Origin of the sequence: Lentzea jiangxiensis, from assembly GCF_900104175.1 — a bacterium.
Classification (GTDB): domain Bacteria; phylum Actinomycetota; class Actinomycetes; order Mycobacteriales; family Pseudonocardiaceae; genus Lentzea; species Lentzea jiangxiensis.
This window is the reverse complement of the sequence record NZ_FNIX01000001.1, coordinates 1,240,353-1,262,060: the sequence shown is the minus strand read 5'-3', so window position 1 is coordinate 1,262,060 and position 21,708 is coordinate 1,240,353. Positions and strand designations below refer to the sequence as shown.

Sequence of the window (21,708 nt, the reverse complement as noted above, 5' to 3'; positions counted from 1 at the left end):
GGGTCAACTCTAACCGTGGTTGCCGAACCCGCCCTCGGCCAGCTTCCTCCGGTCCTCCGCCGTGACGTCGACATTCGGCGGTGAGAGAAGGAACACCCTGCTGGTGATCTTGTCCATCGACCCGCGCAGAGCGAACGCGAGTCCGGCCGAGAAGTCGACGAGGCGCTTCGCGTCCGCGTCGTCCATGTCGGTCAGGTTCAAGATCACCGGCGTGCCGTCGCGGTAGTGCTCCCCGATCGTGCGCGCCTCGCTGTAGTTGCGGGGGTGAAGCGTGGTGATGCGCGCCATGGGGTTGCCTGCCGGCTCGGCGGCGACAGGACGCAGCCTGCTCACGGGTTCACGCTGCGGCTCGACCGCGAGTGCGCCGTGCACGGGTGCGTCGGCACTCCAGCGCCGCGTGCTCGAGGGGGTGCCCCCGCGCCGCGACTCCGGCTCGTAGTCGTCCGGCTCGTCGATGTCGGGGCGGTACCCGGAGCCCTGGAGCTCCGACCGGCCCGGCGTGAACACGCGACTGCGCCGCGGGTAGGGGTCGTAGTCGTCGGCCTCGGCCGCGTACTCCGGCCGGTAGTCGCCGTAGCGACCCCGGTCGTCGTCGTAGCCGGGGTCGTCTGCGTACTCGGCGGGGACCATCCCGAAGTAGGCCTTCAGCTTGTGCAAAGCGCTCATTCCAGCCCCTCCTCGGCGGTGCCCCACTCTTAGGGGACGGTGCGGACGGTCCCGAGGTTCCCGACAACCTATGGCGAGGTTAGTCGCCGACTGCCGAGCAACGCCGTTCCGACACGCACACAGGTAGATCCGTGCGAGATGGCATCTTCCAGGTCACCACTCATTCCCGCTGACACACCGGTGGCAGTGGGATGATCATCACGTAGCCCAGATACCACCGAAGCCAACGCTTGAAACGCCTGTGAAGCATCCATCGTCAAAGGCGCGACAGTCATCGCACCTCGCAGAATAAGATCACCCGAACGAGTGATCACGCCAGCGAGTTCCGCCACATCGCCCAACGCCACTCCCCCGCGCGACGTATCGCCGTCCATGCTGACCTGCAGCAACACGTCCAGCGTCCGCCCGCGGGCCCGCGCCGCCCTGGCCAGCGCCTCGGCCAGCCGGACGCTGTCGACCGAGTCCACCTGATCGGCCCACCCGACGACGGACTTCGCTTTGTTGCGCTGCAATCGCCCTACCATGTGCCATCTCGCACCTTCGAGATGTCTCAATTGGGCGACCTTGGCACTCGCTTCCTGATCCCGGTTCTCCGCGAAGTTCCGCAAACCGAGCTCGTAAAGGATCTCGACATCGCTCGCCGGCCAGGTTTTCGTCACCGCGAGCAACATCACTTCACTTCGCTCACGCCCCGCCGCCTCACACGCTTCGGCGATCCGTTCCTCGACCTCCGCGAGGTTCTGCTCCAACTCCTCGGCGCGGTTCACGGCTCAATCCAAATCACGGACGCAAGCCGCCCCGTGGGCGCCTGCCGGCGATGGCTGAAGAGGTCCTTCTCCTCGAACGTGCACCGCGGGTCCACCCCGATCCTCCCGACCCCGGCACTGGCGAGCTGGTTCCACAACCCGGCCTTCAGGTCCAGCGCAGGCGTGCCCTTCCGCGACTTCGACGCACTACCGGGCAGGTGCTTCTCGACGTCCTTCTGCATCTCGGCGGGCACCTCGTAGCACTCACCGCACACAGCGGGCCCGAGCAGAACCTCGACGCGCTCCAACTCGGCCCCGAGCGCCATCATCGCCTTGAGCGCCTCGACCACAACCCCGACCCGAGCCCCGACACGCCCGGCGTGCACGGCCCCGACAACCCCGGCCTCCTGATCCCCGAGCAACACGGGCACGCAGTCGGCCGTCAACACGACCAGTCCGAGACCAGCCCGTTTCGTCACAACAGCATCAGTGGCCTCAAGCGCCCCGGCCACAGGCCCGTCCACCGTGGCGACGGTCCGCCCGTGCACCTGCTCCATCCAGACCAGCCGCTCGGGCGTCAACCCGATCCCGGCAGCAAGACGAGCCCGGTTGGCCTCGACCGCCTCCCCGTCGTCCCCGACGTGATCGCCGAGGTTGAACGACTCGTACGGCCCCTTGGAAACCCCACCGGCGCGGGTGGTGACAACACGACGAATGCGCACACCTACACCCTAGTTCGCACGCCCGTGGCGGGACCGCGAGGCCGATGGCGAGGGAAGGGAGGTGAGAACGACGGCGAGGAGGGGAGGAGCACGGGCGAGATCACGGCGTCGACGGGCGAGGGCGCAGGCGGGGCGTCGGCGAGGTCGGGTCGTGGCGGAGGCGCGGGCGCGGCGAGGTGCAGGCCGGAGCGAAGGGAGGGCGGGCGAAAGCAGGTCGGGCGGGGCGTCGGCGAGGGGAGCCACTCGCTCCCGCGATGACGAAGGCGAGCAGTAGCGAGGCCGAAGGCGAGCCGCTTTTGCTCAGAGCCCTGCGCAGTGCTCGCAACCGCAACGCCACCGCACGCACCCCAACCACCTACGAACCACAAACGCGCCAGCCGCCGACGAACCAGGAGACGGCCAACGCAACAACCGTGCCCACAGACCGGCACCGACCCACAGGCCCCACTCGCAGGCGGCACGAACCCGCTCAGAGCAAGCTGCCGCAGGCGTCCCCCACAAGGAAGACCCCCTGAGCCCAAACGCTGCTCAGGGGGTCCGACAAGATCAGCCGACGATGCTCACCGCCGCATGAACGGCGGAACGTCGACCTCGTCGTCCGGGTCATCGGTGACCGGCACGGGACGGGAGGGGATCGACCCGTTCTGGGTCAACGGCCGAGGCGTGGAAGGCACGTACCCGTTCCCCTGCGAATGCGACGGCTGCGGCGGCACCGAGGTGGGCTGCTGGACCGACCGAACCTCAGCGGGCTGAACCGGAGCGGGCTGGACGTGGGCCTGCACCGGCTGGGCCTGCACGGGCTGGACCTGCACCGGCTGAGCCTGCACCGGCTGGGCATGAACAGGCGGCGCCTGCACCGGAGGCGGAGCCATCGGCTGCTGCACAGGCGCAGGCGTGGCGGAAGCGGACGCGATCGGCCCGGAAGCGGTCCGGGGCGGCGAGGACAACGCCGTCGGCTCCAGCTTCTTGTGCGTCGGTCCGCCGCTGTCGAACCCGGCCGCGATCACCGTGACCCGGACCTCGTCGCCGAGCGAGTCGTCGATGACCGTACCGAAGATGATGTTCGCGTCGGGGTGCGCCGCTTCCTGCACGAGCGAAGCGGACTCGTTGATCTCGAAGAGGCCCAGGTCGGAGCCACCGGCGATCGACAGCAGCACGCCGTGCGCGCCCTCCATCGAGGCCTCCAGCAGCGGCGAGTTGATCGCCTTCTGCGCGGCCTGGACGGCTCTGCCCTCACCGCGGGCCGAGCCGATGCCCATCAACGCCGAGCCGGCACCGGACATGACCGACTTGACGTCGGCGAAGTCGAGGTTGATCAGACCGGGGGTCGTGATCAGGTCCGTGATGCCCTGGACACCGGAGAGGAGCACCTCGTCCGCGGAGCGGAAGGCGTCCATGAGGCTGACACCGATGTCGCCCAGCTGCAGGAGCCGGTCGTTCGGGATGACGATCAGCGTGTCGCACTCGTTGCGCAGGGCCTGGATGCCGTCCTCGGCCTGCTTGGCGCGGCGCTTGCCCTCGAAGGAGAACGGGCGCGTCACGACACCGATGGTCAGTGCGCCGAGCTTGCGGGCGATCGAGGCCACCACCGGCGCGCCGCCGGTGCCCGTGCCGCCGCCCTCGCCGGCGGTCACGAAGACCATGTCGGCCCCCTTGAGGACCTCCTCGATCTCCTCGCGGTGGTCTTCGGCGGCCTTGTGGCCGACCTCCGGGTTCGCGCCGGCACCGAGGCCGCGCGTGAGCTCACGGCCGATGTCGAGCTTGACGTCGGCATCAGACATCAGCAGGGCCTGCGCGTCGGTGTTCACCGCGATGAACTCGACGCCCTTGAGCCCGACCTCGATCATGCGGTTGACGGCGTTGACGCCGCCACCACCGATGCCGACGACCTTTATCACCGCGAGGTAGTTGTGCGGGGGCGTCATCGGATCCGCCTTCCTGATCGTGGTCCGCGCTGTGGTGCTGGGTGTGATCCACCCGGATTGCCGCTCCGACCTCGTCGAGGTCCGGAGTTATGTCAACCCCGTATGTTCCTGCTGGACGGTAAGCACCGGCGGTGCGTCGGTCCAGCAGCCACGCCGCAGAGTCCCAACACTGTGCGCTACTACTCCCCGGTCGTGCCGTCAAGCAGTACGCACGATGACAAGCACGGCGCACCCCAAGCCTAGTCGGAGCTCTGATCAGAGATCGTCTCGCCCATGCTTTGGCCGCTTCCACCCGTTTTACCGGTGATCAGCCGCGACCGCCGGTAGTGCCGCACGAGGCCGCGGCCGGCACGACCGATCGAGACGGATTCCGTCCCTCAGGTGCCCCGAAATGACGGACCGCGGAGTCTGCGCCCACAGCTCAGCAACGACCAGGCACCACCACGCTGTCTTGAGTACTTCCTTCGGGTGACAACGATCCCTGGGGCTAATACCGCCAGTGGCTCTCCGATGAGCACGGTAGTCGTCATCAACCAGGAGGCACGTCTTGGCACCCGCACCCGCGTCCGTGCGTTCGCTCGTCTTGGCAGCGATCGTGTTGGAACTCGTCACGAGCAGACTCGGCAATCTGGTCGTCCGAGCCGCGCTGACGCGACTGAGGCCGGTCGGCTAGCGGCGGATCCCAGGACAACCCCGTGTGCTCCCCACCGAACCCCCGGTCGAAGTACCACCGCCCGCGCCGGTTCCCGACGCCGTCGAGGCCGTGGACACCGCGCCCGTAGGACACGGGTCAGGCCCGGCGACATGTCGTTCGCCGGGCCTGACAACGCAACTGATGGACTACGACACCGTGGCCAGGTCCGGCGACGACACGTCGTAGGTCGTGCCCTGCCGAGAAAGCAGCACGAGCAGCACGGCCGCCTTGCGCGGGGTGAGCTCGGAGCTGCCCCACTTCACCACGCGGTCGCCGGTCAGCGTCAGCCTCACGTCGGCACCGGTGGTGGCCGACACCGACACCACCTCGGGCCGCAGCTTCTCCGGCAGCTCGTTCAGCACCCCGACCACGGCGCGCGTGGCCGGGTCCGAGGACGACGGCAGCGTCAGCACCAGTTCGGGAACGCCCGGAGCCGCCACCGGCACGATCGCGTAGTCCTTGCCCGTGGAGTCGACGAGGTGGAAGCCGTCGGGCATCTTCACCGAGCCGACCGGGCTGCGTTCGGTGAGCAGCAGCCGGACCGTGCCGGGGAGCTGGCGTTCGACCTCCACCGCGGCGACGCGCGGGATGGTGGCGACGCGGTCGTGGATGCCCTGGAGGTCCAGGCGCACCAGCGGTGAGCCCGGTTCGATCGCCGCGATGTCGCGGACCTCTTCCTCGGTGAGCACCGAGTTGCCCCGCACCTGCACCTGCGAGACGCCCAGCAACGGCGTGAAGAAAACGCAGTACACCGACGCGATGACGGACACCAGCGTCAGCAGCGCCACCAGGCGGCGGCGCAGGACGACCCTGCGCCGCGCCCGGTACTCGGCGCTCTTCGGTCTCCGGTTCGCGGGACGAGCTCGCGTGGACCTGCCACGAACCGGGGCGCTCATGCCTGCACTTCGCCGGACAACGCGGTGACGATCTCGGGGCCGAGCATCGTCACGTCGCCCGCGCCCATCGTCACCACCAGGTCGCCCTCGCGCACCAGCGAGGCCACCAGCGGCGGCACGCGGTCGAACGACGGCTCGTAGTGCACCGAAGCCGTGACCTGGTCGGCGATCAGCACACCCGTCACGCCCGGCTCCGGCTCCTCACGGGCGCCGTACACGTCCAGCACGACCACCTCGTCCGCCAGCGACAGCGCGGCGGCGAACTCGGTCGCGAACGTGCGGGTCCGGGAGTACAGGTGCGGCTGGAACACCACGACGACCCGGCCGGCACCGGCGACCGGACGCGCGGCGCGCAGCTGTGCGTCGACCTCGGTCGGGTGGTGCGCGTAGTCGTCGTAGACCGACACGCCACCGCCACGGCCCTTGAACTCGAACCGCCGCCGCACGCCACCGAACGCCGCGAGGCCGTTCAGCATCCCCGCCTGGTCCGCGCCGAGCTCCAGTCCGGCCAGCAGAGCGGCCACGGCGTTCAGCGCCATGTGCTCGCCCGGCACCGCGACCCGGACCTCGAGCGCGACGCCGTCGATCTCGACCGACGCGAGGCCACCGGCCTCGAGCGACTTGTAGTCGACCAGACGCGCGTCGGGGGCCGAACGTCCGTACTCGCGCACGCGGATCCCGCGCGCACGGGCTTCGGCGGCCAGCCGGACGGCACCGGGGTCGTCAGCACAGGACACCAGAACGCCGCCGGGCTCGATCCGCTCCAGGAACGAGTCGAACACGGCCGTGTAGGCCTCGACGGTGCCGTGGTGGTCGAGGTGGTCTGCCTCGACGTTCGTCACGACGGCGACCGACGGTGAGAAGTACAGGAACGAGCCGTCGGACTCGTCGGCCTCCGCGACGAACACGCCACCGGTGCCCTGGTGGGCGTTGGCGCCGGACTCGTTGAGGTCGCCGCCGATCGCGAACGACGGGTCGAGCCGGCAGTGCTGCAACGCCACAGTCAGCATCGACGTGGTCGACGTCTTGCCGTGCGTTCCGGCGACGCACACGACCCGGTGGTCTTCCATCAGCGCGGCGAGCGCTTCGGCGCGGCGCAGCACGGTGATGCCCCGCTCGCGGGCCGCCGCGTACTCCGGGTTCGTGTCCTTGATCGCGGTCGACACCACGACCTCGGTCGGACCACCGACGAGCTGGTCGAGGTTCGCCGCGTCGTGGCCGACGGCGATCCGCGCACCCTGGGCGCGCAGGGCCAGCACGGTCCGCGAGTCCTTGGCGTCCGATCCGGACACCTGCACGCCGCGGGCCAGCAGGATGCGGGCGATACCGCTCATGCCGGCACCACCGATGCCGACGAGGTGCACGCGTTCGAGGCTCACTTCTTGATCACATCCAGCACTGCGAGGGCGAGGACCTCGTCCGCCTCGCGACGGCCGGTGCCGAGCGTCGCGGCGGACATCCGGGCCAGCCGGTCGCGGTCGGCCACCAGCGGGACGACGAGCGACGCGACCTTCTCGGGCGTCAGCTCCTCGTCCGGCACCAGCAGGCCACCACCGGCGGCGACGACCGGACCGGCGTTCAGGGCCTGCTCACCGTTGCCGATGGGCAGTGGCACGAACACCGCGGGCAGGCCGACGGCCGACACCTCGGCGACGGTCATCGCGCCGGAACGGCACAGCACGGCGTCCGCGGCGGCGTACGCGAGGTCCATGCGCTCCAGGTACGGCACCGGAACGTACGACGGCCGGCCGGGAACCTGTTGCACCGCAACGGTGTTCTTCGGTCCGTACGCGTGCAGCACTCCGACGCCGGCACGGGCGAACTCGGCCGCCACGGGCGCCACGGCCTCGTTGATCGAGCGCGCGCCCTGCGAACCGCCGAACACCAGCAGCGTCGGCGCGTGCGGGTCGAGGCCGAAGAAGCGGCGGGCCTCGTCGCGCAGCGCGGCGCGGTTCAGCGTCGTGATCGACCGGCGCAGCGGGATGCCGATGATCTGCGCGTCGGTCAGGCCGGAGTCCGGCACCGCCGCCGCGACGTACTCGGCGAACTTGGCGCCGACCTTGTTCGCGAGACCGGCCTTCGCGTTCGCCTCGTGCACGACGATCGGCACGCGGCCCCGTGCGGCCAGGTACGCGGGCAGCGCCACGTAACCGCCGAATCCGACGACGACGTCCGCGCCGACGCGCTCCAGCACCTCACGCGTCTGCTTCACGGCACCGCGCACGTTCAGCGGCAGCTTCAGCAGGTCCAGCGTGGGCTTGCGCGGCATCGGCACCGGCGGGATCAGCTCCAGCGGGTACCCGCGGGCTGGAACGATCTTGCTCTCGAGGCCGCGCTCGGTGCCGAGCGCGACGACGCGCGCGTCCGGCCGCAGCCGCATGACCGCGTCGGCCAGCGCCAGTGCCGGCTCGATGTGTCCGGCGGTGCCACCGCCGGCGACCACGACGCACGGACCACTGGGGGCAGGGTGCCCGGTCAAGACTTGCCTCCGGTTGTGTTGAGCTCGGGAAATTCGACTCAGTTGTATCGCCCGCGGCCGCGGGTCGACCTGCCTTGCTCGGAGCGGCCCTGGTTCACCCGCCGCGTTTCGCGGCGACGGTACTCCGAGGGCGGAGCGGACCGCCCAGCCACACGACGTTCGTCGACCACCGGGAGTTGCTGCGTCCGGCTGCGTCCCGGTGCGCGGGGCGGCGTGGAGGGGCGGACGGGCTTGCGCTTGGGCGGCGGCCGGTACGCCTCGGGCGCGGGCAGCCGCAGCAGCCCGCCGACGCGGCCGGGGCCGAGCGACCGCAGCGCCGACACGGCCTCGGGCTCGTGCCGGGCGCAGTTCGCGAGGATGCCGAACACCACCATGGTCGTGACGATCGACGTGCCGCCGGAGGAGATCATCGGCAGCGTGATGCCCGTGACGGGCAGCAGCCGCACGACGTAGCCGATGTTGATCGCGGCCTGCGCGACGAGCCACACCGTCAGCGTCGCGGCCACGATCCGGATCCACGGGTCGGTGTTGCGCGCGGCGATCCGCAGGCCCACCCACGCGAGCCCGCCGAACAGCGCCAGCACCAGGCCGCAGCCGACGAACCCGAGTTCCTCGCCGATGACGGCGAAGATGAAGTCCGACTCGACGTTGGGCAGGTACCGCCACTGCGAACTGCCCCGCGCGAGCCCCTTGCCGAACAGGCCGCCCTCGGCGAGCGCGAACATCGCCTGCCGCGCCTGCAGACCCGCGCCCAGCGGGTCGGCGTCGGGGTTGAGGAACGTCGTCACGCGCTGCAGGCGGTACGCGGCACCGATCGCGAGCACGACGGCACCCACCACCGCACCACCGGCGATCACGCCGAACAACCGCATCGGGGCGCCGACGAACCACAGCAGGCTGATCAGCACCACGCCGAGCGTGATGGTGCCGCCGAGGTCGGGCTGCAGCATGACCAGTGCGAACACCAGCATCGCGACGGGGACGACGGGCACCAGCAGGTGCCGGTACTGCGACAGCAGCGCTCGCTTGGTGACCAGGACGTGCGCGCCCCACAACGCCAGCGCGAGCTTCACGGCCTCGATGGGCTGGAACGAGATCGGCCCGACGGTGAACCACGACCGGGCGCCACCGCGGACGTCGCCGAGCGGCGTCAGCACCAGCGCCAGCAGCAGCACGCCGATGCCCATCGCGGCCGTCGACAGGTGCCGCAGCCGCCGCAGCGGGAACCGCAGCACCAGCCAGAACAGCACCGAGCCGACGCAGACGTAGATCAGCTGCTTCTGGAACACGCTGTACGCGGACACGCCGGAGGCGACCTGGCCCGGCGCCGACGCCGACAGCACCATCACCAGGCCGAGCACGGTGAGCATGCCGAAGATCGCGAGCAGGAGGTGGAAGTCGGCCAGCGGCCGGCCCAGCCACGCGGTCATCCCGCTGCGCACGGAGGCGCCGCGGCCCGCAGGTTGGCCCTTCCGCTTGTTTCCCGGCTTGTCTGCGACGACGGTCACCAGATCATCGTCTCCTGTGTCAAGCGCTCGAACGGGGATTCCTCTGGGGCGTGTCGCCGTTTCGAACCCTACCGGCCGCCCGTGAGGCCCTTCACGGCGTCCGTGAACGCCACCCCGCGGTGTGCGTAGTCGCTGAACATGTCCATCGACGCGGCGGCGGGCGCGAGCAGCACGGTGTCACCGGCCTGCGCCAGTTCCCGCGCCGCGCGGACCACGGCCTGCATCGGCTCGTCGGCCCCGGCGACGTCGAGCACGCGCACCGGCACGTCCGGCGCGTGCTTCGCCAGTGCGTCCGCGATCACCTGGCGGTCGGCGCCGATCAGCACGGCTCCGCGCAGCCGGTGGGCCTCCGTGCGCACCATGTCCTCGACCGACGCGCCCTTGAGCAGCCCGCCCGCGATCCAGACAACGCTGTCGAAAGCCCGCAGCGAGGCCACGGCGGCGTGCGGGTTCGTCGCCTTCGAGTCGTTGACGTACCGGACGTCCGCCGCGTCGACGGTGACCAGCACGGCGCGGTGCGCGGCCGGTTCGAACGCTTCCAGGCCTTCGCGCACGGCCTCGGACGGAACGCCGTACGCGCGCGCAAGAGCCGTGGCGGCGAGAGCGTCCGCGATGCCGGGAGGACCGGCCGGGCGGATCTTCGCCACCTCGACCAGCGGCTCGTCGTCGGCGAACGCGCGGTCGACCAGCCAGCCGTCGCGCACGCCGAGCTGACCGGGTTCCGGCTCCTCCAGCGTGAACCCGACGCGGTCACGCGCGGGAGCTTCTTCGAGCAGGTCGACGACCAGGTCGTCGTCGAGCCAGCCGATCGCGACGTCACCGGTGAGCACGCGGGCCTTCGCCTGCGCGTAGGCCCGCATGCCGCCGTGCCAGTCGAGGTGGTCCTCGGCGAGGTTGAGCAGCGCGCCCGCCTGCGGCCGCACCGACGGCGCCCAGTGCAGCTGGAAGCTCGACAGCTCCACGGCGAGCACCCGGCGGCCGGCGAGCAGCGCGTCCACGACGGGCAGGCCGACGTTGCCGCAGGCCACGGCGTCCGCACCGGCGGCGTGCAGGATCGACTCCAGCATGCCGACCGTGGTCGTCTTGCCGTTGGTTCCCGTCACCGCGAGCCACACCGGCGGGTCGGCCAGCTCGGCGGCCATCCGCCAGGCCAGCTCGACCTCGCCGATCACCTCGACGCCCGCCGACGCCGCGGCCGCGAGCAGCGGGCTCGACGGCGGCCAGCCCGGGCTCGTGACCACCAGCGCCGTGCCGGCGGGAGGTGCGGTGAGGCCCGGCACCAGCTCCACGCCTTCGAGCAGCGTCTCGAGCGCCGCGAGGCGGTCGGCGGACGAGTCCGTCACCACGACCTCGGCGCCCGCGGCGAGCAACGCCTCCGCGGCGGACCGGCCGGTCACTCCAGCACCGGCGACCAGCACCTTCATCCCGGCCAGCTTCGTCATCGTCCTAGAACCCGCCCGTCAGCCACTCGCTGTAGAAGACACCGAGACCGAACATGCAGCAGATGCCCGCCATCAACCAGAACCGGATGATGACCGTGGTTTCCGCCCAGCCGGCCAGTTCGAAGTGGTGGTGGAACGGTGCCATGCGGAACAGGCGCCGTCGTGAGGTGCGGAAGACCGCGACCTGCAACGCCACCGACAGGGCCTCGACCACGAACAGGCCACCGATGACGATCATCAGCAGCTCGGTGCGGGTGGCGATCGCGAGACCGGCGACGAGGCCGCCGAGCGCGAGGGAGCCGGTGTCACCCATGAAGATCTTGGCGGGGGCGGCGTTCCACCAGAGGAAGCCGATGCAGCCGGCCATCGCGGCCGCGGCGATCACCGCGAGGTCCAGCGGGTCGCGGACGTCGTAGCAGCCGGCGACGGCGTAGCTCGAGCAGTTGTAGCGCCACTGCCAGAACGAGATCACGACGTACGTGCCGAACACCATCGCGGACGAGCCGCCGGCGAGGCCGTCGAGGCCGTCGGTCAGGTTCACGGCGTTCGACCACGCGGCGACCATGCCGTAGCAGAAGACGATGAACCCGATGACGCCGAACGAGACCACGGTGATGTCGCGGACGAACGACAGGTTGACCGACGCGGGCGTCAGGCCGTCCTTGTTCGGGAACTGCAGCACCAGGATCGCGAACGTGATCGTCGCGATGAACTGGCCGACCAGCTTCGCGGTCTTGTTCAGGCCCAGGTTGCGGGACTTGCGGATCTTGATGAAGTCGTCGAGGAAGCCGACGAGCCCCAGCGAGGTCGTCAGCATCAGCACGAGCAGGCCCGACGCCGTCGGGGTCTGCCCGGACGCCGAGGCCGACATCGAGTTCACGAGGTGCGTGCCGAGGTAGCCGGCCCACATCGCGACCAGGATGGCGAGGCCACCCATGGTCGGCGTGCCGCGCTTGGTCTTGTGGTGCTGCGGACCGTCCTCGCGGATCTCCTGGCCGAAACCCTGCCGGGAGAAGATCTTGATCAGGTAGGGCGTCAGCAGGATCGACACCGCGAGGGCGATCGCTGCCGCGATCAGGATGCTCTTCACTTGGTTCCTGCCTCCAGCAGGGCCTCGGCAATGCGCCACAGGCGATAGGCGTTGGATGCCTTGACCAGCACTACGTCACCGGGCCGGACTTCCCCCTGGAGCAACGCGACGGCGGCGTCGGCGTCCGGCACTGCGACGGATTCGTCGCCCCAAGATCCTTCCAGGTGCGCCCCCTGGTGCATCGGCCGGGCCGCCTCACCGACGACGACCAGCTTGCTGATGTCCAGGCGCACCACCAGACGACCGATCTCGTCGTGCTCGCGCACCGCGTCGTCGCCCAGCTCCGCCATCGGGCCGAGGACGGCCCAGCTGCGGCGCGCGGGCGTGGTGGAGCGCGCGATCGACGCCAGCGCCTTCAACGCCGCCCGCACGGAGTCGGGGTTCGCGTTGTAGGCGTCGTCGATCACCGTCACGCCGTCCGCGCGGTCCGTGATGACCATGCGGTGCGCGGAGACCCTCTGCGCGTTGCCGAGCCGCTGGGCCACTTCCTCCGGCGTGGCACCGAGCTCGAGGGCGATGGCGGCGGCGACCAGCGCGTTGGCGACCTGGTGCGTGCCGTTGACCGCGAGCTTGACCTCGGCGTCACCCCGCGCGGTCTTCAGCGTGAAGCTCGCACGGGCCTGTTCGTCCAGCACGATGTTCTCGGCGCGGACGTCGGCCTTCGGGTTCTCCCCGACGAGGACGACCTTGGCCTTCGTGCGGCTCGCCATGCCCGCGACCAGCGGGTCGTCGGCGTTGAGGACGGCGACGCCGTCCTCGGGCAGCGACTCGACCAGCTCGCCCTTGCCCTGCGCGATCCCCTCGCGGGAACCGAACTCGCTCAGGTGCGCCGTGCCGACGTTGAGCACCGCGCCGAACTTCGGCGGGGCGACCTCGCACAGGTTCGCGATGTGGCCGATGCCGCGCGCGGACAGCTCCAGCACCAGGAACCGGGTGTCCTCGGTCGAGCGCAGCGCGGTCCACGGGTGGCCCAGCTCGTTGTTGAACGACTCCGGCGGCGCCACGACGTCGCCGACCGGCCGCAGCACCTGGGCGATGAGGTCCTTCGTGGACGTCTTGCCCGCCGAGCCGGTGATGCCGATGACCGTCAGGTCCTCCAGGCGGTCCGTGACGTGGCGGGCCAGCTTGGCCAGCGCCTCGAGCACCGCGGCGCCCTCGCCGTTCGTGTCGCCGGCGAGCACGTAGGCGTTGGCGTGCCTGGTCGGCACCGGCGGCGCGATCACCGCGGGGGCGTCGACCTCCCGGCCCGCCAGCACACCGGCGGCACCCGAGGCCACGGCCTGCGCGGCGAAGTCGTGGCCGTCCACGCGTTCGCCGGGCAGTGCCAGGAAGAGGCCGCCCCCGGTGATCTTGCGGGTGTCGAACTCGATGGTGCCGGTGACCACCGGACTGCCGTCGGTGGCGTGCAGGCGTCCGCCGACGATCTCAGCGATCTCGGCGAGCGTGAGTGCGATCAACGGTGCGCCTCTCTGATGGCGGCGGTCAGCGTCTCGACGTCCGAGAACGGGTGGACCACGCCGGCGATCTCCTGTCCCGTCTCGTGCCCCTTGCCCGCGACCACGACGACATCCCCCGGACGTGCCAGCTCGACGGCCTTCTCGATCGCGAGCTTCCGGTCGCCGATTTCCAGCACCTCGCCCCGGTTCGCGGTGGCGAGAGCGCCTTCGAGCATGGCGGCCCGAATGGAGGACGCGTCTTCGCTCCTCGGGTTGTCATCGGTGATGATCAACACTTCGGCGCGTTCCGCGGCGGCCTGGCCCATCAGCGGGCGCTTCGCCCGGTCGCGGTCGCCACCGCAGCCGAGCACGACGATCACGCGGCCGTCGGTCTTGGCGCGCACGGCGTCCAGCGCGAGCGCCACGGCGGCCGGCTTGTGGGAGTAGTCGACGACGGCGGTGAAGTCCTGGCCCTCGTCGACGCGCTGCATGCGGCCGGGGACCCCGACGGTGCTCAGGCCTTCCCGGATCGCCTCGGCCGCGACGCCCTCGACGTGCAGGCAGGCGATGGCGAGCAGGGCGTTGGCGACGTTGAAGCTGCCGGCGAGCGGGAGGTGGATCTCGATGTCGCCGTCCGGACCGTGCGCGGTGAACGTCTGCTCGCCGGTCGCGCTGACGACGACGTCGCTCGCGGTCCAGTCGGCGGGCCCGGTGGTGGAGACGGTGATCGTCGTGTCCTTGACGAGCCTCGGGCCCCACTCGCCGTCGACGCAGACGACCTCCTTGCGCGCGCGGCCGTCGAACAGCTGCGCCTTGACCTGGAAGTACTCCTCCATGTCGGCGTGGAAGTCGAGGTGGTCCTGGCTGAGGTTCGTGAACGCGCCGATCTCGAACCCGGTGGCGGCGACCCGGCCCATGTGCAGCGCGTGGCTCGACACCTCCATCGCCACGTCGGTGACGCCGCGCTCGGCCATGACCGCGAACAGCGCCTGCAGGTCCGGCGCCTCGGGCGTCGTGTGCGAGCTGCCGAGCTGCTCGGTGCCGATGCGGGTGCCGACCGTGCCGATCAGGCCGGTGTTCCTCCCGGCGGCGCGCAGCACCGACTCGATCATGTACGTGGTGGTGGTCTTGCCGGACGTGCCGGTGACACCCCACAGCTTGATCTTCGTCGACGGCTGTCCGTAGACGTGCGCGGCGAGCAGGCCCACGACCTCGCGAGGTCGTGGGTGGATGAGCACGGGCACGTCCTTGAGCGAGTCGCGCGCGGCTCCGGCCTCGTCCGTCAGCACGGCGACGGCACCGTTCGCGATCGCCGTCTCGGCGAAGTCGGCACCGTGCGCGTGGGCACCGGGCAGCGCCGCGTAGAGGTCCCCTGCGATCACGTGCTGTGCACGCAGAGTCACCCCCGTCACCTGGACGTCGGCATGCGCTGGCCTGGTCAGGTGCACGTCGGCGACCGCGGCGAGAGCAGCCACGGAAGCAGGGCGGATGGCGTTGGGGCGGGGCGGGGCGGTCGCGACCTTGCCCTCGAGCTTGGCAGGCACGGGCAAGAGGCTACCGGCGGGCGCGCGGCACCCGAGCGGCGCGTTGGCGTTCGGGTGATGATCGGCGGTTATGGCCCGTTCGGGTGGTCGTTCACGCTGCTCTTCGCGGGCGAGCCCGTCCGGTCGAACAAGTTCCTGCCCGCTTCGTGACTTAGTGCCCTGTGAGCGCACGTGCGCCTGCGGTGGAGTTGAGGGCGGCAGGAGGCGGCGATGAGAACTCGTACGGCGGTCGATCCCAGGAGGTTCTCCTTCTGGTCCCCCGATTTCAGCAGGTCCGTGACGGTCGGCGTCGACACGTCCGAACCCGCGTACCACGCTTTCGAATGGGCGGCGCGCCACGCGTGGTCGCTCAGGACGGATCTCCAGGTGTACCTCGCGGACCCCGGCGACACGACGGTCCAGCGGGTCCTGGAACGGCTCCCGATGCTCACCGCGCACTTCCGCCCGAGCGGCGACGACCCGGTGGCCGCACTGGTGGGGGCGTCGGACTCCAGCGCGACCCTGGTCCTGGGGTGCAGGGGAGAACAGCACCGCAGCCTGGGTCTGGGGTCCCTCGTCCTCCCGGTGCTGCGCCGCGCTCGGTGCGGCGTCGTGGTCGTCCGCGGCCGCCCGAAGGCGATCCGCGGCGAGTACGGCTGGGTCACCGCGGCCGTCGGCGGGTGCGAGGACGCGGTCGTGCTGCGGCGCGCGGTCGAGCTCTGCCGCACCCGCCGGGCGTCGCTGCGGCTGCTGCACGTCCACCCGCCGGCCCAGCACGGCGGGACCGCGCCGCGCGACGAGGCGGCGGTGCGCCGGGCGGTGCTGCTGCTGCGCACCACGGCCCCCGAGCTGACCCCCGAGGTCCTGGTGGAGTCACGCCACCCGCACGAGGCCCTGGCCGATCTGGACTCCGACCTCGTCGTGGTGGGTCGCGGCGGACAGCACGACGGGGTCGGGCTCACCACGCGGGCGGCGCTCTACCACGCCTCGTGCCCGGTGATGGTCGCCCGGCCGGAGCCGGTGCACGACGACCGCACGCTCTGACAGGTCTTGCGCAGCACGGTTCCGCTCGTCCCCGGCAACGCCACGGAGCTGACCGGCGCGCCGCGCTCGTCCTCCTGGGTCTCCGCGAGCCCCACCGTGACAGGGGCGCTGCCGGTCCTGTTCGCGTTGACGATCACCGTGCCGCACTCGAAGTCGCGCTGGTGCACGTTCTCCGCCACCTCGCGGTGCGGGCCGAGCGGGTCACCGAGGTCCCAGTCGTACTCCGCGCGCCACGGCGACGGGGTGTCGTAGCGGTCGGTCTGCTCGATCTCGGAGATCGCCGTGCGGGACCCGGCGGCGAGCAGGTAGCTCGCGAAGGCGTAGCGGAACGGCTGCTCGGCGCCGCTGTGGTGCGGTTGCACCCAGGTGGTCCTGCCCTTGGCCTCGTTGGCGGTGACCTGGGCGATCTGCCTGCTCCAGCCCTGCGGGTACTCGGCGAGCAGGTAGGTGTCGCCGAAGGTCAGCCACCACTCGTCGAAGCCGCCGTCGAGGTGTTCGGCGTAGGAGTCCCAGGCGCCCTCGTGCAGGCGGGCGCCGGACAGGTTCGCGATGGTCTCGAGGCCCGCGTCGACGAACTTCTGCCTCGTGTTCGCGAGCATCGAGACGTACGCCTCGCGCATCGCCGCGTCGGTCGGGTACGCCGTCGGGCAGACGCCGGGGTGGTAGGTGTCGCAGGCGAACAGCGCGTTGTCCATGAACACGCCGTCGAAGGCCTTCGCCGAGGACGCGACCACGTTCTCGGCCCAGGCGTTCTGGTAGGCGGTGTTGCCGACGTCCATCTGCCAGTGGCCGGGGTAGCCCTCGTACTCGAACCGCCGGCCGTCGGCACCGCGCAGGAACCAGGAGGGGTCCGCCTCGCAGTACCCGACGCCGGTGGGGAGGTCGGCGTCGTCGACGCCGTTCGCGCAGGCGTAGTCGCGGGTCGAGGACAGGTCCTTGTAGACGAACGTCCTGATCTCCGGGTTGGCCGCCTTGAGCTTCGCGGCGAGGTCCTTCTCCCAGGCGTTCACAACGACGTGCGAACGCCTTCGCGCTTCCAGTTCGATCATTTCACCGGACACGGGCGTGCTGTTCATGTGCAGCCAGAACGACTTGACGGCCAACTCTTCCCCACCTCGCTGAACAGCGGGAACGGGAGTCACCGCCAAGATCAGGTCTGCGGTGAAAGGCGCGCAGAACCCCGTGCTCCGCCAGTCACCTACATCTGCAACTGCACGAACGGCGTCTGCTCCGCCGACATCGGCACCTGGAACCGCTGCGTCAGGTAGGCCGCGATGTCGTGGAACAACGGCGCGGCCGACGAGCTGAACTGGGTACCGTTCGGCGCGTCGAGCATGATGCCGACGACGTAGCGCGGGTTGTCGGCGGGGAGGATGCCGGCGAACGTGATCCAGTACTGCGACTGGGAGTAGCACTTGCAGACCGGGTCGATCTGCTGCGCCGTGCCGGTCTTGCCCGCGATCTGGTAGCCGGGCAGCGCCGCCGCCTTGCCGGTGCCGTTCTGGTTCGCGTCGCGCGGATCGGACTGCGTCACCGAGCGGAACATGTCCCGGACGGTCTTCGCGGTCTCCGGCGACACCACGCGCACGCCCTCGGGGCGCGGCTTCTCCGACCGCGCGCCCTCCTCGCCGATCTCGGCGCGGATCAGGCGCGGCGGGATGCGCAGGCCGTCGTTGGCGATGGCCTGGTACATGCCGGTCATCTGCAGCAACGTCATCGAGAGGCCCTGGCCGATCGGCAGGTTGCCGAAGGTCGAGCCGGACCACTGGTTCAGCGGCGGCACGACCCCGGACTCCTCCGCGGGCACGCCGGACTGGGTGCGGCTGCCGAGGCCGAACTTCTGCAGCATCTCGGCGTAGCGCTCCTGACCGACCTGCTGCGCGGCCTGCAGGGTGCCGACGTTCGACGACCTCGCGAAGACGCCGGTGAACGACATCGGCACGGTGCCGTGCGTCCACGCGTCGCGGATCACGCGGTCGGCGACCCTGATCGAACCCGGCACCTGCAGCACGTCGTCCGGCTTGAACAGGCCGAGCTCGACGGCGGCGGCGGCCGTCACGATCTTGTTCACCGAGCCGGGTTCGAAGTTCGACGCGACCGCGCCGTTGCGGCGCTGGTCCTCCGAGGACTTGCCGAAGTCGGCCGGGTCGTAGGTCTTGTCGTTGGCCATGGCGACGATCTCGCCGGTGCGGCTGTCCAGCACGACCGCCGACGCGTTCTTGGCACCCGACTTCTTCGCGTAGTCGGTGACCATGCGCTGCACGGCGTACTGGGTGTCGATGTCGATCGTCAGCTCGAGGCTCTTGCCCGGCTGCGGCTTCACGAGCTCGCGTTCGGTGTTCGGGATGACGACGGTGTCGTCGCCCGACATCGTGTCGACGATGCGGCGGCCCATGCGGCCGGCGAGCAGGTTGTCCTGCGCGCTCTCCAGGCCGAGGATGCCCTGCGTGGTCGGCGGCTTCTCGTCCTGGCGCCAGTTGGCGGCGCCGATCACGTTCGAGGCCAGCTCACCATTGGGGTAGATGCGCTTGGAGCGGTACTCCGAGCCGATCTCCGCCGGGTACTTCTCGACGATCTTCGCGGCCTTGGCCGGCTCGGCCTCGCTCACCAGGACCTCGTAGCTGATGTCCTGCACCAGCTGCTGGTAGATCGTCTCCTCGTCGGTCTTCTCGCCGTTGACCTCCGGGCCCAGCGTCGACGAGATGAACCCCGCCATCTCGCGCGCGTGGTCGTCGTAGGACAACGGGTGGTCCGCGGGCTTGGCGGCGCGGGCGTCGTCCCACGTCTTGCGGGCGCGCTGCGGGAGGATGTAGAGCGCGCGCACCTCGATCGAGAACGCGAGCTGGTTGCCGTTGCGGTCCAGGATGGAGCCGCGCTCGGCGGGGATGTCCTGCCGCGTCGTGCGCTGCTTCTGCGCCTGCTGCGACAGTTCGTCGGCCTGGATGCCCTGCACCTGCACGAGCTTCACGCCCGCGATCAGCAACGCGCCGATCAGCAGGATGCGGCCGACGGCGATGCGCACCCTGCTGTTGCCGCCCAGGCGCGTGGCCGGGCGAGCGCCGCGCACCGACAGCGGACGGCGCGGTCCCTTCGACTGCGGAGCCGGCATCATCCACCCGCCGGAGGCGTCTGGCCGGCGGGCGGCGTCTGGCCTGCCGGCGGCTGCTCACCCGCGGGCGGCTGCTCACCGGACGGCGGCGGAGGCGTCTCGGGGGACGGCGGCGGCGTCGGCGTCGGCTTGGTCGGCGCGCTCGGCTTGCCGAACTCCTCGATCGACCCGTCCGCGTTCTGCCGCAGCCGCGCCGGGCTCGGCGGCTCGACGAGGCCCATCTCGGTGGCCCGGCGCGCGAGGTCGGTCGGCGACTCGAGCAGCGCCACCTCGCGGCGCAGCTGCTCCATCTGCAGCGTCAGCTTCTCGGCCTCGGCGCGCGCCTCCTGCAGGCGGTACGTGTCCGCGGCGGCCTGGGTGGAGAAGTACATGATCCCGGCGACGCCCGCGCCCAGCACGAGCATCACGAGCACGACGAACGGCGCCTTGGACACGGCCCTCTGCGGGGCGGCCGAACCGCCGCGCAGGTTCTGGGCGCGCTGGGCCCGCCGCGCGTAGGCGCGTTCGGCACCGGCGGTCCGGCGCCGCGCCTTGTCCTTGTCCTTGCGCTTGTTCCCGGAGGGGTCGCGGGGCGACGGCCCGCCGACGCGTGCGGGTGCCGTCATCTCGGTTCTCCGATCCGCTCCGCCGCGCGCAGGCGCACCGGCGCCGCGCGCGGGTTGTCCTCGACTTCCTGCTCCGACGCGAGCTCCGCGCCCTTCGTGAGCAATTTGATCTCGGGCCCGTGGCCCGGCAGCTCGACCGGCAGACCGAGCGGGGACTTCGACTTCGCGAGCTCGGCGAAGGCCTGCTTCACCATCCGGTCCTCGAGGGACTGGTAGGACTCGACGACGATCCGCCCGCCCACCCCCAGCACGCCGAGCGCTGCGGGCAGGGCCAGCCGCAGCGACTCCAGCTCCCCGTTGACCTCGATGCGCAGCGCCTGGAACGTGCGTTTCGCCGGGTGCCCGCCCGTGCGCCGCGAAGCCGCGGGCACGACGGCGTAGAGCAGCTCGACGAGCCGCCCGGAGTTCGTGAACGGTTCCTTCTCGCGTTCCCTGAGCACGGCCGAGGCGATCTTGCCCGCGAACCGCTCCTCGCCGTAGGTGGAGAGGATGCGGGCGAGGTCGCCGTGGGAGTACGTGTTCAGCACGTCCGCCGCCGTCATGCCGGTGCCCTTGGACATCCGCATGTCGAGCGGGGCGTCCTTCGAGTACGCGAACCCGCGCTCCTCCTCGTCGAGCTGCAACGAGGACACGCCGAGGTCCATCAGCACGCCGTCGACGCGCGAGTACCCGAGGTCCGCGACGGCCTCGTCGATGTGGTCGTACGTGACGTTGACGAGGTGGACCCGGTCGCCGTGGTGCGCGAGCCGCTTGCCCGCCATCTCGATGGCCTGCGGGTCGCGGTCGAGCCCGATGAGCGTGAGCTCCGGGTGGGCGCCGAGCAGCGCGTCGGAGTGGCCGCCCATTCCGAGCGTCGTGTCGACGACGACGGCGGGCTTGCCCTGCAACGCCGGAGCGAAGAGTTCCAGGACGCGGTCCAGCAGCACCGGAACGTGCCGCGGCTGATCCATCGTCCCTCTACTCCCCTTAATGCGCGATCGGGTGACGTCAGGTCCCCGCCCGCTCGTCGAACCTGGCGCCGGGGAAGGTGCGCCAGGGCCGATAGTCGAGCGGACCGAGGCCTCACGGCACCCGAATCGCGTGTGGAACATCCGGCCTGTTGCTCGGCTGACCGCCATCAGAAGACGCCCGGTATGACCTCCTCGCGAGCCGTGGCGTAGCCGTCCTCGTGCTCTTCGAGATAGGTCTGCCAGGCCGCCGCGTCCCAGATCTCCAACCTGGTGAACGCGCCGACGACCACGCACTCCTTGGTCAGCCCGGCATACCGGCGCAGTTCCGGTGCGATCAAGACGCGGCCCTGACCGTCCGGACGCTGCTCGTCCGTACCTGCGAACAGATACCGCTGGTAGGCGCGTACGGCGTCGTTGGTGAACGGCGCCTCGGCGACCTTCCTCGCCATCTGCTCGAACTCAGCCCGGGGGAACACGTACAGGCAGTGGTCCTGGCCCTTGGTGACCATGAGACCTCCCGCCAGCTCGTCCCGGAACTTCGCAGGCAGTGTCAGCCGACCTTTGTCGTCCAGGCGCGGGTAGTGAGTGCCGAGGAACATCGGCAGCCACCTCCCTTGCCGGACGACGAGACCGGCAGTGGAGCCCCCGTCTGCCCCACCGGCCGCCACAGTACCCCACTTTTCACCACAGTCAACGATGAAACAGGTGTTTACACACCATGTCGCAACCTGTTTCCGCTGGTAGACGGCGTGGGGTGACGTGGGGGGACGGTGGGGGAACTCGTGCGGCACCACCTTCGCGGGTGAGGGTTCAGGCCCCGTAAAGCACTCGAACGGCGTACAAATTTCCGTCGAAACATGAGATTCGGGCGGG

The 21,708-nt window shown here is 70.6% G+C and carries 18 protein-coding genes; 1 reads left to right on the top strand and 17 read right to left on the bottom strand.

Translation table 11 applies throughout. The annotated features are described in order from the left end of the window. Nucleotides 1-9 precede the first annotated feature (9 nt). From BLQ91_RS06255 to BLQ91_RS06200, 12 genes are all read right to left on the bottom strand, one after another. Entirely contained in the window at nucleotides 10-666 is a 657-nt protein-coding gene (locus tag BLQ91_RS06255; protein ID WP_090095624.1) for a cell division protein SepF, read from the bottom strand. 68 nt (nucleotides 667-734) lie between these two features. Next, a complete protein-coding gene (locus BLQ91_RS06250) occupies nucleotides 735-1,433 on the bottom strand; it encodes a YggS family pyridoxal phosphate-dependent enzyme (RefSeq protein WP_090095623.1) in 699 nt (232 codons plus the stop codon). Then, nucleotides 1,430-2,134 carry a peptidoglycan editing factor PgeF gene (pgeF, locus tag BLQ91_RS06245; RefSeq protein ID WP_090095622.1) on the bottom strand — a complete coding sequence of 235 codons (705 nt, stop codon included), beginning with the start codon at nucleotides 2,132-2,134 and terminating at the stop codon, nucleotides 1,430-1,432. The genes BLQ91_RS06250 and pgeF overlap by 4 nt, the downstream gene beginning before the upstream one ends. A 560-nt stretch (nucleotides 2,135-2,694) precedes the next feature. Continuing rightward, nucleotides 2,695-4,059 (bottom strand): cell division protein FtsZ, encoded by a 1,365-nt coding sequence (gene ftsZ / locus BLQ91_RS06240; RefSeq protein WP_090095621.1) that lies wholly within the window; start codon nucleotides 4,057-4,059, stop codon nucleotides 2,695-2,697. An 840-nt stretch (nucleotides 4,060-4,899) separates the two neighbouring features. Further along, nucleotides 4,900-5,649 carry a cell division protein FtsQ/DivIB gene (locus tag BLQ91_RS06235; RefSeq protein ID WP_090095620.1) on the bottom strand — a complete coding sequence of 250 codons (750 nt, stop codon included), beginning with the start codon at nucleotides 5,647-5,649 and terminating at the stop codon, nucleotides 4,900-4,902. Then, nucleotides 5,646-6,983, bottom strand: a complete 1,338-nt coding sequence (gene murC, locus BLQ91_RS06230) for a UDP-N-acetylmuramate--L-alanine ligase (RefSeq protein WP_090096033.1) — start codon at nucleotides 6,981-6,983, stop codon at nucleotides 5,646-5,648. Before murC ends, BLQ91_RS06235 begins: the two co-directional genes overlap by 4 nt. Nucleotides 6,984-7,024: 41 nt before the next feature. Further along, a complete protein-coding gene (gene murG, locus BLQ91_RS06225; protein ID WP_176959582.1) occupies nucleotides 7,025-8,128 on the bottom strand; it encodes an undecaprenyldiphospho-muramoylpentapeptide beta-N-acetylglucosaminyltransferase in 1,104 nt (367 codons plus the stop codon). A gap of 38 nt (nucleotides 8,129-8,166) precedes the next feature. Beyond that, nucleotides 8,167-9,558 carry a putative lipid II flippase FtsW gene (gene ftsW / locus BLQ91_RS06220; protein WP_090096032.1) on the bottom strand — a complete coding sequence of 464 codons (1,392 nt, stop codon included), beginning with the start codon at nucleotides 9,556-9,558 and terminating at the stop codon, nucleotides 8,167-8,169. 146 nt (nucleotides 9,559-9,704) lie between these two features. Then, nucleotides 9,705-11,078, bottom strand: a complete 1,374-nt coding sequence (gene murD / locus BLQ91_RS06215; RefSeq protein ID WP_090095619.1) for a UDP-N-acetylmuramoyl-L-alanine--D-glutamate ligase — start codon at nucleotides 11,076-11,078, stop codon at nucleotides 9,705-9,707. 4 nt (nucleotides 11,079-11,082) lie between these two features. Further along, a complete protein-coding gene (gene mraY / locus BLQ91_RS06210; RefSeq protein ID WP_090095618.1) occupies nucleotides 11,083-12,168 on the bottom strand; it encodes a phospho-N-acetylmuramoyl-pentapeptide-transferase in 1,086 nt (361 codons plus the stop codon). Next, nucleotides 12,165-13,625, bottom strand: a complete 1,461-nt coding sequence (locus BLQ91_RS06205; RefSeq protein ID WP_090095617.1) for a UDP-N-acetylmuramoyl-tripeptide--D-alanyl-D-alanine ligase — start codon at nucleotides 13,623-13,625, stop codon at nucleotides 12,165-12,167. The genes mraY and BLQ91_RS06205 overlap by 4 nt, the downstream gene beginning before the upstream one ends. Beyond that, nucleotides 13,622-15,148, bottom strand: coding sequence for a UDP-N-acetylmuramoyl-L-alanyl-D-glutamate--2,6-diaminopimelate ligase (locus BLQ91_RS06200; protein ID WP_245733157.1), 1,527 nt, complete (start codon nucleotides 15,146-15,148; stop codon nucleotides 13,622-13,624). The genes BLQ91_RS06205 and BLQ91_RS06200 overlap by 4 nt, the downstream gene beginning before the upstream one ends. A 210-nt stretch (nucleotides 15,149-15,358) precedes the next feature. Between BLQ91_RS06200 and BLQ91_RS06195 the strand changes: the two genes are divergently transcribed. Next, nucleotides 15,359-16,171, top strand: a complete 813-nt coding sequence (locus BLQ91_RS06195; protein WP_090095616.1) for a universal stress protein — start codon at nucleotides 15,359-15,361, stop codon at nucleotides 16,169-16,171. Here the strand turns inward: BLQ91_RS06195 and BLQ91_RS06190 are convergent. The 5 genes from BLQ91_RS06190 to mraZ all read right to left on the bottom strand — a co-directional run bounded on the left by BLQ91_RS06190 (nucleotide 16,105) and on the right by mraZ (nucleotide 21,434). After that, nucleotides 16,105-17,274, bottom strand: a complete 1,170-nt coding sequence (locus tag BLQ91_RS06190; RefSeq protein ID WP_090095615.1) for a putative glycoside hydrolase — start codon at nucleotides 17,272-17,274, stop codon at nucleotides 16,105-16,107. The two genes, BLQ91_RS06195 and BLQ91_RS06190, sit on opposite strands and share 67 nt — an antisense overlap. Nucleotides 17,275-17,369: 95 nt before the next feature. Then, complete coding sequence (locus BLQ91_RS06185) at nucleotides 17,370-19,280, bottom strand: peptidoglycan D,D-transpeptidase FtsI family protein (RefSeq protein ID WP_090095614.1); 1,911 nt, start codon at nucleotides 19,278-19,280, stop codon at nucleotides 17,370-17,372. Beyond that, a complete protein-coding gene (gene ftsL / locus BLQ91_RS42465) occupies nucleotides 19,280-19,885 on the bottom strand; it encodes a cell division protein FtsL (RefSeq protein WP_090095613.1) in 606 nt (201 codons plus the stop codon). Before ftsL ends, BLQ91_RS06185 begins: the two co-directional genes overlap by 1 nt. Continuing rightward, nucleotides 19,882-20,835 carry a 16S rRNA (cytosine(1402)-N(4))-methyltransferase RsmH gene (rsmH, locus tag BLQ91_RS06175; RefSeq protein WP_090095612.1) on the bottom strand — a complete coding sequence of 318 codons (954 nt, stop codon included), beginning with the start codon at nucleotides 20,833-20,835 and terminating at the stop codon, nucleotides 19,882-19,884. The genes ftsL and rsmH overlap by 4 nt, the downstream gene beginning before the upstream one ends. Before the next feature lie 167 nt (nucleotides 20,836-21,002). Then, nucleotides 21,003-21,434 (bottom strand): division/cell wall cluster transcriptional repressor MraZ, encoded by a 432-nt coding sequence (gene mraZ, locus BLQ91_RS06170; protein WP_030471832.1) that lies wholly within the window; start codon nucleotides 21,432-21,434, stop codon nucleotides 21,003-21,005. Nucleotides 21,435-21,708 lie beyond the last annotated feature (274 nt).

Excerpts from the sequence above, each read along its gene's own strand:
- BLQ91_RS06255 (WP_090095624.1), bottom strand. The coding sequence starts at position 666 with ATGAGCGCTTTGCACAAGCTGAAGGCCTACTTCGGGATGGTCCCCGCC.
- ftsZ (WP_090095621.1), bottom strand. The coding sequence starts at position 4,059 with ATGACGCCCCCGCACAACTACCTCGCGGTGATAAAGGTCGTCGGCATC.
- BLQ91_RS06235 (WP_090095620.1), bottom strand. The coding sequence starts at position 5,649 with ATGAGCGCCCCGGTTCGTGGCAGGTCCACGCGAGCTCGTCCCGCGAAC.
- murC (WP_090096033.1), bottom strand. The coding sequence starts at position 6,983 with ATGAGCGGTATCGCCCGCATCCTGCTGGCCCGCGGCGTGCAGGTGTCC.
- ftsW (WP_090096032.1), bottom strand. The coding sequence starts at position 9,558 with ATGACCGCGTGGCTGGGCCGGCCGCTGGCCGACTTCCACCTCCTGCTC.
- murD (WP_090095619.1), bottom strand. The coding sequence starts at position 11,078 with ATGACGAAGCTGGCCGGGATGAAGGTGCTGGTCGCCGGTGCTGGAGTG.
- BLQ91_RS06195 (WP_090095616.1), top strand. The coding sequence starts at position 15,359 with ATGAGAACTCGTACGGCGGTCGATCCCAGGAGGTTCTCCTTCTGGTCC.
- BLQ91_RS06185 (WP_090095614.1), bottom strand. The coding sequence starts at position 19,280 with ATGCCGGCTCCGCAGTCGAAGGGACCGCGCCGTCCGCTGTCGGTGCGC.
- ftsL (WP_090095613.1), bottom strand. The coding sequence starts at position 19,885 with ATGACGGCACCCGCACGCGTCGGCGGGCCGTCGCCCCGCGACCCCTCC.
- rsmH (WP_090095612.1), bottom strand. The coding sequence starts at position 20,835 with ATGGATCAGCCGCGGCACGTTCCGGTGCTGCTGGACCGCGTCCTGGAA.
- mraZ (WP_030471832.1), bottom strand. The coding sequence starts at position 21,434 with ATGTTCCTCGGCACTCACTACCCGCGCCTGGACGACAAAGGTCGGCTG.